Consider the following 15274-nt stretch of genomic DNA (forward strand, 5'->3'; position numbering starts at 1 on the left):
CCCCCCCCCCCCCCCCCCCCCCCCCCCCCCCCCCCCCCCCCCCCCCCCCCCCCCCCCCCCCCCCCCCCCCCCCCCACCCCGGACCCGGTGGATGGAGTGGCCCCCTCCACCATCCTTCGGATGGTCCCCCTCCCCCGCAAGCGGGGGAGGATGTTCAAACCGGCCGTCATTCGTCCCCCTCCGCCGCCGTGGACCATTCGGCCACCCGGGCCAGATGGTCGTAGTCTGACACCCGCGCCTGGGCGAACTGGGGCGCGATGCGCGAGCGATAGGGCTGGTCCGGGCTGGCGTACTGCCGGACCCGTTTCCTCAAGCCCTCCACCGCCTCGTCGGCCAGGGCCGCCGCCCCCGCCTCCCCGTTGCGGTCCATGATCTCGCCCGCCGGGTCGCGCCCGGTCAGGCGCACATACAGCAGGTCGTCGGGCTCGGCCTTCAGCACGGCGCCGAACCCGCCCTCGCGGGCGATGGCGGCGGTCAGGGACAGCTGCGAACTGAAGCCGCTCTCCACCTGCTTCTTCGTCGGCGGGGCGCCGGTCTTGTAGTCCATCACCGACAGCCGGCCCTCGGCCACCTCCATGCGGTCGGCGCGGGCGGTCAGCAGGAAGCCCTCGATGGGCGACCACTCGCCATAGGCCTCCAGCGCCACATGGGGCCGCCCGGCCCGGCGGTCGCGCTCGAACCCGGTCACCCAGTCCGCCATGCGCGCGCCCAGCGCCTTCTCCCGCGCCAGTGCGGCCGGGGTCATGCCCGCCGCCTCCAGCTCGGCCAGATAGCGGTTCAGGAACCGGTCCTGCGCCCCGGCCTCGCCCAGGGTCTCCCACTCGCGGGCGAACACCTCCAGGGCATTGTGGATGGCCGTGCCGCGCAGGCGGGCGTCGACCCGTTCGTCGGGCCGCTCCATCTGGTGCAGGTTCAGCACGAAGCGGGCGTAGGTGGCGTAGGGATCGCGCACCCACTCCTCCACCCGCGTCACCGACATCTTGTCAGGCCGCGCCTCGACCGGGGGCGTGGGGGCCGGGCGCGCGGCGGGCTTCAGGCTCTGGGGCGGATCGGCGTCGGGCGCGTCCAGCCGCCGGGCCAGCCCGTGCAGGTCCGCCCGCTGCGGCAGGCGTGGCGCGTCGGGGAATGCCCCGCGCACCAGGGTCTCCAGCCGCCACAGCCAGCGCGACTTCACCGACGGCTGATTGTCCCGCCGCTCGGTGTGCAGCAGATAGACCTCGGGCGCACAGGCGATCTGGGCGAAGTCGTGGGCCGACAGGCCGATGCCGCGCTCGGGCGGCGGCAGGCCCAGGGTCTTGCGCATGGGCCGCGACAGGAACGGATCGGTCCCCCCGCCGCGCGGCCAAACGCCTTCCTCCAGTCCGGCCAGAATGACCCGGTCGGCCCGCACCAGCCGCGCCTCGATGGCCCCCAGAATTCTCAGGCGCGGGTGGGCGTCGCCGCCCGTGCGCACCACCTCGGCGCCCATCAACCGCCCCAGCAGTTCGGCGAAGGCCGAGGCGATCAGCTTCCCCGCCTCCGCGCCCTCGGTCATCAGGGCGGCCATCAGCCGCGCCGCGCTCGCCCCGTCCGGCCCGCGCCAGACCCCGGCGCCCTCGCCCAGCGCTTCCGCCGCCTCGCAGAGGACCCGCGCCCACTCGGCGGGCGTCGCCTCGTCCATGCCGGTCAGGGCCGACAGCACGCCTTCCAGCCGGTCCACGATACCGTGGGCCGTGTCGATGCGCGCCTGATCCTCGTCCTTGCGGCGCTTGCCCGCCCGATACCGGTTGGTCTCCAGCCGCCGCCGCACCGCGTCCCAGTCAGCGGGTCCCGCCCCGCGCAGCCCCTCGCGCTCCAGCGCCTCGATCTCTTCGGGCCCCGCCAGGGTCGTCCACGGATGCTTCAGAATGCCCAGTAGCGGAACCGCCCCGAAGGCCTTGGCCAGTTGCGCCAGCTGGGCCAGCCGCACGCCCGCCGGTGTCTCCGACAGGGGCGAGCCCGCCGAGGAGTCGGCCATCAGCCCCCACCGCCCCAGCCGCGCCTGCACCCGCCGCGCGAACAGCGGATCGGGCGTCACCAGCGCCACAGTCCTTTTTTGTTGTCCTACCGCTTCGCTGCTTGAGGACGCGTCGGCCGTCTCCAGCCCTTCCCGCATCAGCACCGCAGCCAGCGCGGCGGCGGCCTCCTCGGTGCGGGCGGTGACGGCGGTCAGACCCTCCAGCCCCTCGGCGATGGGATCGCCCCCGCCCTTGCGCATCTCGTCGATGGCTTTCGTCCAGTCGGCGGTGGAGGCCGGCGGCTTCAGGGCCTCGGCGATCAGCCGGCGCCGCGCCCGGCCCAGCCGCGCGCTCTCGCCCGTGTCCCGCGCCGGCCACGCCCGCACCTCGGCCCGGTCGATCCCGTGTCGCCCGATCAGGCGCTTCAGCGCGCCCTGCGGATGCTGCTCGCCGTCGTCGTCGGCGATCTGGTCCCACGCCGTCTGGGACAGGTCCCGGTCCAGCCCCGGCAGCACCACGCAGCCCGACGGCGCCCGGGCCACGGCCCCCAGCACCGCTGCGGCTGCGGGCACCGTGCCTGTCGATCCCGCCGCGATCACCGGGAAGGCCGGCGGCTTTTCATCCCACGCCTCGGCCAGCCGCTTCAGCAGGGTCACCCGCCGCGCCGCCGGGTCGCTCAGGCCCAGTTCGTCCAGCCGCCGGGGCCATTCCTCCACCGCCACGGCGAGGAAGGCGGCGGTGGAGCGCCAGTGCTCGGCCAGATCGGCCTCCACCAGATCGGCCACCCGGCCCGGATCGGCCACCTCCTCGATCTGGCAGGAGTCCAGAAACGCCGCCAGCGCCTCGGCCATCTCAAGCGCGCGCAGAGGCTCCACCGTCCCGCCGTGGTGGGCGGCCACCAGACGCGCCAGCTCGAACCGGCGCTTCAGCGGCGAGATGGCAGGCTTCAGGTCGAGCTCCAGTTCGCCCGGCGCGAACGGCGGCTCGTCCTCCTCCAGATCGCCCAGCGGCCGCACCTGCGGCAGCAGCACCGGCCGGTCCCCCGACAGCAGGGTCAGGGCCTCGGTGAAGGCCCGCGCCGCGCGCCGGTTGGGCAGCAGGATGACCGCATCGCTCAGGGTCTCGGGCGCGTCCTCGCCCAGCCAGTCCAGCACCCCCGCCGCCAGATCCTCCAGAAACGGCCGGTGCGCCTCGATGGACCACCAGCGCGGCCCGGCGCCCGCAAAGGGATCGAACCGGCTCATGCGGTCGTCAGCCGGGCCTCGGCCTCATCCCGCGCGCCCGGGTCGCCCACATGCATCCAGTCCCCGTCCAGCACGCAGCCGAACAGGCGGCCCTCGGACGCCGACTGTCGCCACAGCCCGCTCAGGGAGAACGGACCCTCCGGCCCCTGACTGGCGTAATCCGGTCGGGTGATATGCACGCCCATGTAGGCAAACGGCGCGCTGGGCCTGTCGCCCCGGAACGTCAGCCGCCCGTCGTCGCCCAGAAGGAAATCCCCGTCGCCCTCGAAACCGATGGAGCCCTCGCGCCGCGCCAGCAGCAGGGCCGCGTCCATCCGCGCCGGGTCCCACAGCCGGACCAGGTCGCCCAGCGCATCCCCCCGGTCGATCCAGACGCTGTCGATATTGGCCACGAACACCGGGTCGTCGCCCAGCAGGCCTCGCGCCTTCTTCAGGCCCCCGCCCGTCTCCAGCAGCTCGGCGCGCTCGTCGGAAATGACGATCTCCGGCCCGCCCGTGCGCGCGGCCAGATGGACCTCCAGCCGCTCGGCGAACCAGTGCACATTGACCACCGCCCGCTCGACCCCCGCAGCGCCCAGCCGGTCCAGCACATGGTCGATCAGGGCCTTGCCGCCCACCTCCACCAGCGCCTTGGGCCGGTCGTCGGTCAGCGGCCGCATGCGGGTGCCCAGCCCCGCCGCCAGCACCATGGCTGTCTTGATTGATGTCATGCGGCGACACCTCGAATTCCTTCTCCCGTTGGGAGAAGGGGGAACCCGCGCACCGAAGCGCGCAGCGCGGAGGTTCTTGCGCGGGGGATGAGGGTCCGGTGCTTCAGCAGCGAACGCCCGACCCTCACCCTGCGCGCGAAGGACGGATGCTGACGCATCCGTGCGCGCAGCCCTCTCCCACAGGGAGAGGGAAGAGTTTGGCTCCATCTCATGTCCGCGCCTCCACGGGCACATGCCGCTCGAACCAGCGGCGCACCGCCTCCATGCCGGGCTTCTGCAGATTGGCTTCCAGATGCCGCCACATGCGCGGCATGAAGGCCCGGTAGCGGGGCTTGCCGTCCCGCGCGATCAGCCGGGCGAAAATGCCAAGGATGCGCGCCTCGTTGAGGGCGGCCAGGGCGGCGTAGTCGGCCAGGAACGGCTCCCGATCCACGCCCGGCATGCACTCGAAATAATGGTTCAGCGCCACCGCCTCGAGCTCGGGCGCCACGTCCCGGCGGGCGTCCTGCAGCAGCGAGTGCAGGTCCCACGACGGATGGGCCAGCACCGCGTCCTGGAAGTCTATCATCCCCACCCGCCGGTCGCCGGACCGCTGCGGCAACCAGATCAGGTTCTCGGCGTGATAATCCCGGTGCGCCACCGACCAGGCCTTCGCCTCGCCCATGGCCGCGATGGGCGCCCACGCCGCGTCCCACTCCGCCAGCGCCGCTTCGCCGAAATCCAGCGCCGGGTTCAGCTTCGGCATCCACTGCACGAACAGGTCCGCCCCGCCCTGCAGCGCCACGGCGTCATAGGTCAGCAGCGGCCAGTCCCCGCCCGGCCCGCTCAGCACATCGGGCAGCACCGCGTTCAGATGCAGCTTCGCCAGCGCCTCCACCGCCGCCAGATACAGCGGTGCGGCCGGCTCCCCGTCCTCGATCACCCGCGCGAACAGGTCGTCGCCAAAGTCCTCGATCACCGCAAAGCCCGACCCCGCGTCCACCGCGATGATCTCCGGCGTCGACAGGCCCGCGCCGCGAAACAGGTTGGACACTGCTGCGAAGGCCGCGATGCGCCCCGCCGACAGGCGCGCCGTGGCGTTCCAACCCGCCGCCCGCCTCTGCTCCGGCGTCCAGGCGGGATCGCACGGCGGGCTTTCCGCCGTCGGGGCCTGGTCCATCAGCATCAGGCTGGCCCCGGCCCCTGTGGTCAGGCGCTCATAGCGGCGGGTGGAGGCGTCGCCGGGCAAGGGGTCGCGCCGGGCGTCGGCCAGGCCCGCGCCCTTGAGAAATTCGATCCGTTCCGCCTCACGATCCGACATGCTAGATCCTGTCCTTCCACGCGCCTGCGCCGGAAACGGTCGCAACCCGGCCATTCCCATCTTCGGCGATCTCTATGACGAGTCGGTCCGGCCCGAGGAATCCCGTCGGGTCGTCCCCCAGCCGCTCGGGCCATTCGATGACCACGCAGCCCACGTCCAGGGCGTCGTCCAGCCCGATCTCCAGCGCCTCCTCGGGCCGGGTCAGGCGGTACAGGTCGAAGTGCGCCACCGGCGGGTCGCTCTCATAGAACTGCACCAGGGTGAAGGTGGGGCTGGGCACGTCCTCGTCCGGCGTGGTCAGGGCGCGGATCAGGCCCCGCGCCAGCGTCGACTTGCCCATGCCCAGCGGCCCGTACAGCAGCACCGCCTCGCCCGGCCTCAGCAGCGGCGCGATGGCCGCACCCAGACGCGTCGTGGCCTCCGCGTCGTCCAGCAGGATGCGGCGGGCCTCAGGCAAAATCCGCGTCCGGCTGGCTGGCCAGGGTCCGTTCGGTGAACGCCTTCAGGGCGTAGGTCGCCCGCGCCGCATCCGTATCCAGCCGCCGGGCATCCACCGGCTTGCCCACGACCAGGCGATAGGCCTTGCCGCGCTTGTTCAGCATCTCGTGGAACAGGGTGATGTCGCGCATCTCCGTGGAATAGCGGTCGAACAGGTGGAACAGCTTGGAATAGGGCCCCGACACATGGATCGGCACGATCGGCGCCTCATACTTGCGCGCCAGCGACACCGCCGTGGCCGCCCATTGGGGATCGGTCAGCGAGCCGTTCTTGCTGACCCGCGCGAGCCTCCCGGCCGGGAACATGACCACGCACCGCTCTTCCTCGAAGGCCCGCCGTGCGGCCTCCAGGGTGGCCCGGGTCTTTTCGCGGGTGCGCTTGGTCTCCACCCACTCCACCGGAATCACCACCTCGCCCAGACGCGGCGAGACCCGCAGGGCGTCGGCGTTGGCGAAATAGATGGCGTCGTCCCGCACCCGCCGCACCGCCTCGTGCACCGCCAGCCCGTCGGCGATGCCGGTGGGGTGGTTGGCCACCACGATGCAGCGGCCCGTCTGCGGCAGCCGCTCCAGCAGCAGGGCCGACACCTCCAGATCCAGCAGGTCCGCCACATAGCCCAGCGCATCGGCGCCCGAGCGCACCGCCACCGCATCGGCCATGCTGCGCGCGGGGGCATAGCTGAGCAGGCTGTACAGGACCGGCCTGACCACCGGCCAGACAAGCGACCGGGTCAGCCGCGGCGCACGCTCGGCGATCAGCTGGTCAACGATGTGAGGGGCGGCGGGGCCGGCCACAGCCGGGGCCGCCGGGGCGTCGGCGAGTACCATCGCGTGGAAGTCTCGCCTTTGCCGTGCGCCGGAGCAAGCGGGCGCCCGCACGATTTCCGCTCATCCCCGCGAACACGGGGACCCAGTCCTGTCCAGCTTGACGTCGGCGTTTCAGGACGGGCGAGCCCTGGATGAACTTGAGCCGCTGCAACACCCAAAGCACTGGGTCCCCGCGTTCGCGGGGATGAGCGGAGGGTGGACAGGGCGAGTCCAGTTTCCGCTGAGAGTACCAGCGTGCTAACCGTGGCCGCAAAGCTGGTCATGGGGAACCTGTCATGCGTCCAACCGCCCTCGTCTGCGCCGCCGCCCTCGCGGCCCTCGTCCTGCCCGCGGCCGCCGCCGCGCAGCAGCAGCCCTTCACCTACGAGCACATGCTGAACGCCAACCGCCTGTCCGATCCGCGCGTGTCGCCGGACGGGTCTCAGGTGGTCTACGCCCTGCGCTCCACCCCGCTGGCCGGGGGCTCCACCAGCCTCTACATGCTGGATCTGGAGGGCGAGGCCGAACCGCGCCGCCTGGCCATTTCCGGCGAGGGCGCCAACACCGCCCGCTGGAGCGCCGACGGCCAGCTGTATTTCCTGTCCAGCCGCTCGGGCTCGTCGCAGGTCTGGCGCACCGACGCCGACGGAAGCTTCGCGGTCCAGGTCACCGACCTGCCCGTGGACGTCCAGACCTATCGCCTCAGCCCTGCGGGCGACCGCATCGCCGTGGCCGCCGCCGTCTTCCCCGACTGCCCCGACCTGACCTGCACCGCCGCCCGCCTGACCGAGGAGCCTGACAACTCCGGAACGCTCTACACCCAGCTGTTCGTGCGCCACTGGGACCAGTGGAGCGACGGCACGCGCAACCACGTCTTCGTGCTGGACCTGAGCGGGCAGGGCGTCGCCGTCGGCGAGCCCATCTGGGCCACCCGCGACTTCGACGGCGACACCCCCTCGCGCCCCTTCGGCGACGAGAGCGCCTTCACCTTCACCCCGGACGGCAACGGCGTGGTCTTCGCCGCCCGCGAGGCCGGGACCAGCGAGCCCTGGTCCACCAATTTCGACATCTACCTGCAGCCCATCGAGGCCGAGGGCCTGGGCGAGCGGATCAATCTGACCGACAACAACCCCGCCTGGGACGACGGCCCGGTGTTCTCGCCGGACGGCCGGACCATGGCTTACCGCGCCATGAGCCGCCCGGGCTTCGAGGCCGACCAGTGGAAGATCATGCTGCGCGACGTGGCGACCGGTCAGGTGCGCCAGATCGCCGCCAACTGGGACCGCTCGCCCGACAGCCTGCAGTGGTCCGCCAACGGCCGCAGCCTGTACGCCACCGCCTATGACACCGGTCAGGTCCGCCTGTTCGAGATCGACGTCACCTCCGGCTCGGTAGTCCCGATCACCGGCGAGGGCCATGTGGCCGCCGTCCAGCAGACGCCGTCGGGCTTCATCCTGGCCCTGGACAGCCTGACCCACCCCAACGCCCTGTACGCCAAGACCTACCGGGGCCGCGAAATGCCCCGGCTGGTGCTGGACCCCAATCCGCAGCTGTCCGACCTGGCCTTCGGCGAGGCCGAGCAGTTCACCTTCGAGGGCTGGAACGGCAATACGGTCCACGGCTACCTGATCAAGCCGGCCAACTATGTGGAGGGCGGGACCTATCCGGTCGCCTTCCTGATCCACGGCGGGCCCCAGGGCTCCTTCGGCAACTACTGGTCTTACCGCTGGAACCCCCAGACCTATGCGGGCGCGGGCTATGCGGTGGTGATGATCGATTTCCACGGCTCGGTCGGCTACGGCCAGGACTTCACCGACGCCATCTCCGGCCACTGGGGCGACCGCCCGCTGGAGGACCTGCAGCGGGGCTGGGCCCACGCGCTCCAGACCTGGGACTTCCTCGACGGCGACCGCGCCTGTGCGCTGGGCGCCTCCTACGGCGGCTACATGATCAACTGGATTGCGGGCAACTGGGCCGACGCCTTCCAGTGCATGGTCAACCACGACGGCGTCTTCGACACCCGCTTCATGGGCTATTCCACCGAGGAGCTTTGGTTCACCGAATGGGAGAACCGGGGAACGCCGTGGGAGCGCGGCACGACCTATGAGGCCTTCAACCCGGTCAACCACGTGCAGAACTGGCGCACGCCCATGATGGTGATCCAGGGCGGCCGCGACTACCGGGTGCCCACGGACCAGTCCATCGCCGCCTTCACCGCCCTGCAGCGTCGGGGCATCGAGAGCCAGTTCCTCTACTTCCCCGACGAGAACCACTGGGTGCTCCAGCCGCGCAACAGCCTGCGCTGGCACACCGAAGTGTTCGGCTGGCTGGACCGCCACCTCGGCGAGGACGCGGAGTAGAACCCCTCTCCCGATGGGAGAGGGCTGCGCGCAGCGGGATGCGAAGCAGACCGCTTCTTCGTGCGCAGGGTGAGGGTCGGATGCGTCCTGGCGGCCCAGCGGACCCTCATCCCCCGCGCCAGAACGAAGCCGATGACGCGCCTCCGTGCGCGGGTTCCCCCTTCTCCCATCGGGAGAAGGGGAATGCCCCCGTTAATCCCGCATTTTCCACGCCCAATCCCTTGCCGCACAAGGCCTCACCGCTCCGGACACCCCCTTTTCCGCTCCCTGTCCGCCGGCGCTCGTAAACTGCCCCTTCAGCGACACCGCGCTGCGATGAACAGGAGAGGGCCTGAGATTAGACTCCCCACCCCCGCAAATTTCGCCTGGTTTGATTTCGCTGAACAATTCCGGCCGCATTAGACTCTCATTGCACTGTTTTTTCGTATCGGAGTCTCAAACCCCGGCCAAAGCCGGGGGCCAGATGGTGGACGTGGGGGGCCGGAAACCAGCGCCGCCCTCCCGTCCAGCCGCCGGCGCGATCGCCGGGCGCCCAGCCTTCGCCGGGAGCGGCTTTCGGGTCGGGGGGTGAGACTCCCCAAAACCGGCGCCTCTGTTTTTGCTGACCAATTCCGAAACGTTAGACTCCAATTGCACTGTTTTTCCGTCCCGGAGTCTAACGAAGCCCTTACCCCGCTCCGCTGGCCACGGGCGCCCGGCGGGTTTAAGACGGCGGCCAAACAACCAGATCAGGGAACACTCAGGACATGCGCGACATTCGCCACTTCATCGACGGCGCTTCCTTCGAGGGCGCCTCGGGCCGCTTCGGGGACGTCTTCAACCCCAACACCGGCGAGGTGCAGGCGCGGGTCCAGCTGGCCACCGAGGGCGAGGTCGACAGGGCCGTGCAGGCCGCCCAGAACGCCTTCGAGGCCTGGTCCTCCACCAACCCCCAGCGCCGCGCGCGGGTCATGTTCGAGTTCAAGCGCCTGGTCGAGGCCAACATGGACGACCTGGCCGAAATGCTGTCGGCCGAGCACGGCAAGGTCATCGCCGACTCGAAGGGCGACATCCAGCGCGGCCTGGAGGTCATCGAGTTCGCCTGCGGCATCCCCCACGCCCTGAAGGGTGAGTACACGCAAGGGGCCGGCCCCGGCATCGACGTCTATTCCATGCGCCAGCCGCTGGGCGTGGTGGCGGGCATCACCCCGTTCAACTTCCCGGCCATGATCCCCATGTGGATGTTCGGCGTGGCCATCGCGGTGGGCAACACCTTCATCCTCAAGCCGTCCGAGCGCGATCCGTCGGTGCCCGTCCGTCTGGGCGAACTGATGATGGAGGCGGGCGCGCCCGCCGGGGTGCTGAACGTGGTCCACGGCGACAAGACGGCGGTGGACGCCATCCTGACCCATCCGCTGGTCCACGCGGTCAGCTTCGTCGGCTCGTCCGACATCGCCCACTATGTCTACCAGACCGGCGCCGCCAACCATAAGCGGGTCCAGGCCATGGGCGGGGCCAAGAACCACGGCGTCATCCTGCCCGACGCCGACATGGACCAGGTGGTCAAGGACCTGACCGGCGCCGCCTTCGGTTCCGCTGGCGAACGCTGCATGGCCCTGCCCGTGGTGGTGCCCGTGGGCGAGAAGACCGCCGACGACCTTCGTGAACGGCTGGTCGCCGAGATTCCGAAACTGAGGATCGGCGTCTCCACCGACGCCGAGGCCCACTACGGTCCCGTGGTCAACGCCGCCCACAAGGCCCGCGTCGAGGGCTGGATCGACCAGGGCGTCAAGGACGGCGCCGAACTGGTCATCGACGGCCGCGGCTTCTCCCTGCAGGGCCACGAGAAGGGCTATTTCATCGGCCCGTCCCTGTTCGACCACGTCAAGCCGGGCATGGAATCCTACAAGGAGGAAATCTTCGGCCCGGTCCTTCAGATCGTTCGCGCCGGGACGTTCGAGGAGGCGCTGTCGCTGGCCTCGAAGCACCAGTACGGCAACGGCGTGGCCATCTTCACCCAGAACGGCCGCGCGGCCCGCGACTTCGCCGCCCGCGTCAATGTGGGCATGGTGGGCATCAATGTGCCGATCCCGGTGCCGGTGGCCTATCACACCTTCGGCGGCTGGAAGCGCTCGGCCTTCGGCGACACCAACCAGCACGGCATGGAAGGCGTCCGCTTCTGGACCAAGACCAAGACCGTCACCGCCCGCTGGCCTGACTCCGAGCTGGAGCACGCGGACTCCAGCTTCGTCATTCCGACGATGCGGTAAGACGGATCAGGCCGCGTCCGGGTCGGATGCGGCCTCGTCCTTGCCCGGCAGGGCGGTGAGGGTGCGGACGAAATCGTCCCGCCATATGGCCACGTCCGAGGCCCGCACCGCCGCCATCAGGGCGGTCCAGCGTTCGATGCGCTCGTCCCTCGGCATGGTCACCGCCCGGTGGATGGCCTGGGCCACCTCCTCGCGGGCGAAGGGATTGACGATCAAGGCGTCTCGCAGCTCTTCCGCCGCCCCGGCGAAGCGCGACAGGATCAGCACGCCGGGATCATCCGGGTTCTGGGCCGCCACATATTCTTTGGCCACCAGGTTCATGCCGTCGCGCAGGGGCGTCACCAGCCCCACCTTGGCCGCCCTGTAGATGCCGGCCAGCTGGTCCCGGCGATAGGTGCGGTTCAGATAGCGCACGGGCGCCCAGTCCATGTCCGCATAGGCGCCGTTCACATGGCCCGCCAGGGCGTCCAGCCGCGCCCGCAGATCCTGGTAGGTGTCCACCTCGTCGCGCGAGATCGGCGTCACCTGCAGCAGGAACACCTCGCCGCGCATGGAGGGGTTGTCCTCAAGGAACTGCTGGAACCCAAGCAGCCGCTGTTCCAGCCCCTTGGAGTAATCCAGCCGGTCCACCCCCACGATCATCGAACGGAACGCCGAGGACGCCGCCATGCGGTCATAGGTGCGCTGGCCCAGCGCCGAGTCCCGCGCCGCGACGAAGCCGTCCACGTCGATGCCGATGGGGAACACCCCGCCCTGCACCGTCTTGCCGAAGGCCTCCATGCCGTTGTCGCCCACCAGCTTGCCGTCGGCTTCGGACGTCACATAGTCGCGGAACAGGTCCAGCCATTCCTGGGTGTGGAACCCCAGAAGGTCGTAATCGAACAGGGACTCCACCAGCCTGCGGTGGAACGGCAACGTCACCAGCAGCTGGCGCACCGGCCAGGGCGTGTGCAGGAAGAAACCGATCCGGTTCCTGATCCCCAGCCGCCGCAAATCGCGGGCCAGAGGGATCATGTGGTAGTCGTGGATCCAGACGATATCGTCGTCCTGGATCAGGGGCGCCAGCACCTCGGCGAAACGGGCGTTGGTCCGCTCATAGCCCTGACCATAGGACCGCTCATAGGCGGTCAGATCGACCCGGTGGTGGAACAGCGGCCACAGGGTCTTGTTGGCGTAGCCGTTATAATATTCCTCGACGTCCTGGCCTTCCAGGTCCACCAGGGCCACGGTGACCCCGGCCCGGTCCTCCATCTTCAGCTCGCCCGTGAAGGTCTCGGTGGTCTCGCCGGACCAGCCGAACCAGATGCCGTCATACCGCCGCAGCGCCGCCGAGAGGGCCGCAGCCAGTCCGCCGGTCGAGCTTTCACCGGCGTCCTTCGGCGCGGAGACACGGTTCGATACGACGATCAGTCGGCTCATCTCACATCCGTCCAGGAACGGCTCAGCAACACCGCGCAGTTGATGATCCCCACAAGGGAATAGGTCTGCGGGTAGTTCCCCCACAGTTCGTCATCGCCCAGGGATATGTCCTCTGACAGCAGGCCCGCGTTGGTGCGGCGGCTCAGCATCTGCTCGAACATCTCGCGCGCCTCGTCCACGCGCCCGTTGATGTGCAGGGCTTCGATGAACCAGAAGGTGCAGAAGTTGAACGCCGTCTCCGGCTCGCCGAAATCATCGGGCTCCACATAGCGGAACAGATAGGGCCCCTTCTTCAGGTCCCGCTCGATGGCGGCGAAGGTGGCCAGTTGGCGAGGATCCTGCGGATCAAGGAAGCCCAGTTCCACCATCTGCAGCAGCGAGGCGTCCAGCTCGGTCCCGCCGAAGCTGGCGGCGAAACGGCCCTCCTCGGGCACGAAGGCTTCCTTCTCGATGCGGGCGCGGATGATCCCGGCGCGCTCGCGCCAGACTTCGGCCCGGTCGTTCAGCTTCAGCTGGTCCGCCGCCTTGGCCAGGCGGTCGCAGGCGGCCCAGCACATCATGGAGGAATAGGTGTGCACCCGCGCGATGGTGCGGAACTCCCACAGGCCCGCGTCGGTCTGGTCGTGCACGGCGAAGGCGCGCTCGCCCACGGTCTCAAGGGCGCGGAAATCCTCCACCGAACCGGGGCGCAGCAGGCGCTGGTCGTAGAAGGACTGCACCAGCGGCAGCACGATCTGTCCGTACACATCATGCTGCAGATGCTCGTGTGCCTGGTTGCCCACCCGCACCGGCTTCATGCCGCGATAGCCCTCGACCGTATCGACGATGCGCTCGGTGATCGCGCCTTCCAGCCCGACGCCGTAGACAGGCTGCACGTGCCCCCCGGCGGCGTTGTCCACCAGGTTGCGCAGATAGGCGAGATAGTTCTCCAGGATGTCGATGGCGCCGAGCCGGGTCAGCACACGCACCGTGTAATAGGCGTCGCGGATCCAGCAGAACCGGTAATCCCAGTTGCGTCCGCTCTCGGGAAACTCCGGCACCGAGGTGGTCAGGGCCGCCACGATGGCGCCCGTCTCCTCGTGGGCGCACAGCTTCAGGGTGATGGCCGCGCGGATCACCGCCTCCTGCCAGTCCAGCGGCAGATAGAGGGTCCGCACCCACTGCCTCCAGTAATCCTCGGTCCGCTCCAGCGCCGCGGCGACCCCTGCCCCCACTGCCTGATCATAGCCCTCGTCCGGCCCGAAGAAGAATGACAGGGTCCGTTCGACCCGGAAGGTGCGCTCGTCCAGCACATGGGACACCGGACAGTCCGTGGTCAGACGGAAGGTCAGGTCCGTGCAGTGATAGCGGATGTGGTTCGACCCCGAGGTGGTGGGCGCGCGCTGCGCGCCCCAGTCGCGAGCGGGCCTCATGCGGATCGTGACGCGGGGCACGCCGTGCAGGGGCCGGATGATCCGGGCCAAGGCGATGGGGCGGTAGGTGCGGCTGTGCTTGGCGTGGCGGGGCGCGAAGTCGATGATCTCCAGCGCCGCCCCGTCCTCGGCCGTCAGCACCGTGCGCAGCACCGGGGTGTTGCGCACATAGGCCTGTTCCACATGCTTCTGGCCTTCCAGGTCGATGGCCCAGAAGCCGTGTTGCGGATCATCCCCGTCCATCAGGGCCGAGAACACCGGGTCCCCGTCCACGCGCGGCGCGCACGACCACACATGGCGGCCCTGCCGGTCGATCAGGCTGGAGATGGCGCAGTTGCCGACCGGGGCCAGGTCCAGATTGGGTCGCTTGCCGTTCATGGGCGCTCCGTCAGGGTTTCGAGCCAGTTCATCACTGCCTCCGGGCCGGTCAGGCCGTACAGGGCCGCCGTCTCGCGCGGCGGGCCCACCAGCACCCCGAACCCGCCCAGTCCGGCGGCGGCGGTGAAGGCGAACTCATCGGTCAGGTCGTCGCCGGTCATCACCGGCACCGCGCCCTTGAAGGGCGCCTCCTCCATGAAGGCGGTCAGGGCCCGGCCCTTGTCGGCGCCGGGCGTCTTCAGCTCCTGCACCATGTCGCCGGGCTGCAGGGTCAGGCCGTGGGTCTCGGCCAGGGCGCGCGCAAATTCACCCGCCGCGCCCGCCTGTTCCGGCGTCTGACGGTAATGCAGGGTCACGCCCAACCCCTTGTCCTCGATCAGAATCCCCGGCCGGTCGCGCGCGAATTCCAGCAACGCGTCAAGCACCTGCGCCATGTCGGGATGGGGCGCCAGCCGCTGCACCTGCCCGTCGGCGCCGCGTCGCTCAAGCCCGTGGATTCCGGCTACGCACGGCACGACGCCTTCGCAGATCCGGTCGATCTCGGCGATGGTCCGTCCGCTGACCACCGCCAGCCGACCGTCAAACCGCTCCAGCAATCGGCTTAGCACACGGGTGCGGCGGCCATCGGGGCCGACCCCGCCGGGCGTGGCCGTGATCGGCGCCAGCACCCCGTCCATGTCCAGAAACAGAGCCGGGCGCTCCGGCAAGGCGAGCGGCGGCGACAGGGGTGGCACGGCAAGAGCGGCGTTTGTCGGCATGATCCTCATGAACGGTCTGGCTTGTCCCCCGCATCCTAACGCGTGACCGCCCCCGAAGTTGACCCCTTGCGGGGCATTTTTCTTCGCACCTGCGAAATCGCGCGCATCGGCGCCTGTTAAGAATTGTGTGGGGAGGCGCCGGGCTAGACTGACCCAAGGCGATT

General features: G+C 69.9%; 10 protein-coding genes. 2 read left to right on the top strand and 8 right to left on the bottom strand.

Going from position 1 to position 15274, the window contains the following annotated elements:
- Positions 1 to 166: 166 nt before the first annotated feature.
- From addB to ACK4SE_RS11865, 5 genes are all read right to left on the bottom strand, one after another.
- Positions 167 to 3220 carry a double-strand break repair protein AddB gene (gene addB, locus ACK4SE_RS11845; RefSeq protein ID WP_409692858.1) on the bottom strand — a complete coding sequence of 1018 codons (3054 nt, stop codon included), beginning with the start codon at positions 3218 to 3220 and terminating at the stop codon, positions 167 to 169.
- Positions 3217 to 3930, bottom strand: coding sequence for an N-acetylmuramate alpha-1-phosphate uridylyltransferase MurU (murU, locus tag ACK4SE_RS11850; RefSeq protein WP_409692861.1), 714 nt, complete (start codon positions 3928 to 3930; stop codon positions 3217 to 3219). The genes addB and murU overlap by 4 nt, the downstream gene beginning before the upstream one ends.
- A 208-nt stretch (positions 3931 to 4138) precedes the next feature.
- Positions 4139 to 5230, bottom strand: coding sequence for an N-acetylmuramate/N-acetylglucosamine kinase AmgK (gene amgK / locus ACK4SE_RS11855; protein ID WP_409692863.1), 1092 nt, complete (start codon positions 5228 to 5230; stop codon positions 4139 to 4141).
- A 1-nt stretch (position 5231) separates the two neighbouring features.
- On the bottom strand, positions 5232 to 5687 hold the full coding sequence (tsaE, locus tag ACK4SE_RS11860; RefSeq protein WP_409692866.1) for a tRNA (adenosine(37)-N6)-threonylcarbamoyltransferase complex ATPase subunit type 1 TsaE: 456 nt from the start codon (positions 5685 to 5687) through the stop codon (positions 5232 to 5234).
- A complete protein-coding gene (locus tag ACK4SE_RS11865; protein ID WP_409692868.1) occupies positions 5680 to 6555 on the bottom strand; it encodes a 1-acyl-sn-glycerol-3-phosphate acyltransferase in 876 nt (291 codons plus the stop codon). The genes tsaE and ACK4SE_RS11865 overlap by 8 nt, the downstream gene beginning before the upstream one ends.
- A 275-nt stretch (positions 6556 to 6830) precedes the next feature.
- On the opposite strand from ACK4SE_RS11865, the gene ACK4SE_RS11870 reads away from it, so the two are divergent.
- A complete protein-coding gene (locus tag ACK4SE_RS11870) occupies positions 6831 to 8894 on the top strand; it encodes a prolyl oligopeptidase family serine peptidase (RefSeq protein ID WP_409692870.1) in 2064 nt (687 codons plus the stop codon).
- Between the two features lie 746 nt (positions 8895 to 9640).
- The gene (locus ACK4SE_RS11875; RefSeq protein ID WP_409692873.1) at positions 9641 to 11143 is read left to right on the top strand and encodes a CoA-acylating methylmalonate-semialdehyde dehydrogenase; all 1503 of its coding nucleotides are present in this window, start codon (positions 9641 to 9643) and stop codon (positions 11141 to 11143) included.
- Positions 11144 to 11149: 6 nt separating this feature from the next.
- Here ACK4SE_RS11875 and ACK4SE_RS11880 read toward each other — a convergent pair whose 3' ends face one another.
- From ACK4SE_RS11880 to otsB, 3 genes are read right to left on the bottom strand one after another with little or no spacing between them, the layout of a single operon-like run.
- Entirely contained in the window at positions 11150 to 12562 is a 1413-nt protein-coding gene (locus ACK4SE_RS11880) for a trehalose-6-phosphate synthase (protein WP_409692875.1), read from the bottom strand.
- A complete protein-coding gene (locus ACK4SE_RS11885) occupies positions 12559 to 14352 on the bottom strand; it encodes a glycoside hydrolase family 15 protein (protein WP_409692878.1) in 1794 nt (597 codons plus the stop codon). The genes ACK4SE_RS11880 and ACK4SE_RS11885 overlap by 4 nt, the downstream gene beginning before the upstream one ends.
- A complete protein-coding gene (gene otsB, locus ACK4SE_RS11890; protein ID WP_409692880.1) occupies positions 14349 to 15110 on the bottom strand; it encodes a trehalose-phosphatase in 762 nt (253 codons plus the stop codon). The genes ACK4SE_RS11885 and otsB overlap by 4 nt, the downstream gene beginning before the upstream one ends.
- Between the last annotated feature and the right edge of the window lie 164 nt (positions 15111 to 15274).

The organism is Brevundimonas sp. (assembly GCF_046293315.1).
Classification (GTDB): Bacteria; Pseudomonadota; Alphaproteobacteria; order Caulobacterales; family Caulobacteraceae; genus Brevundimonas.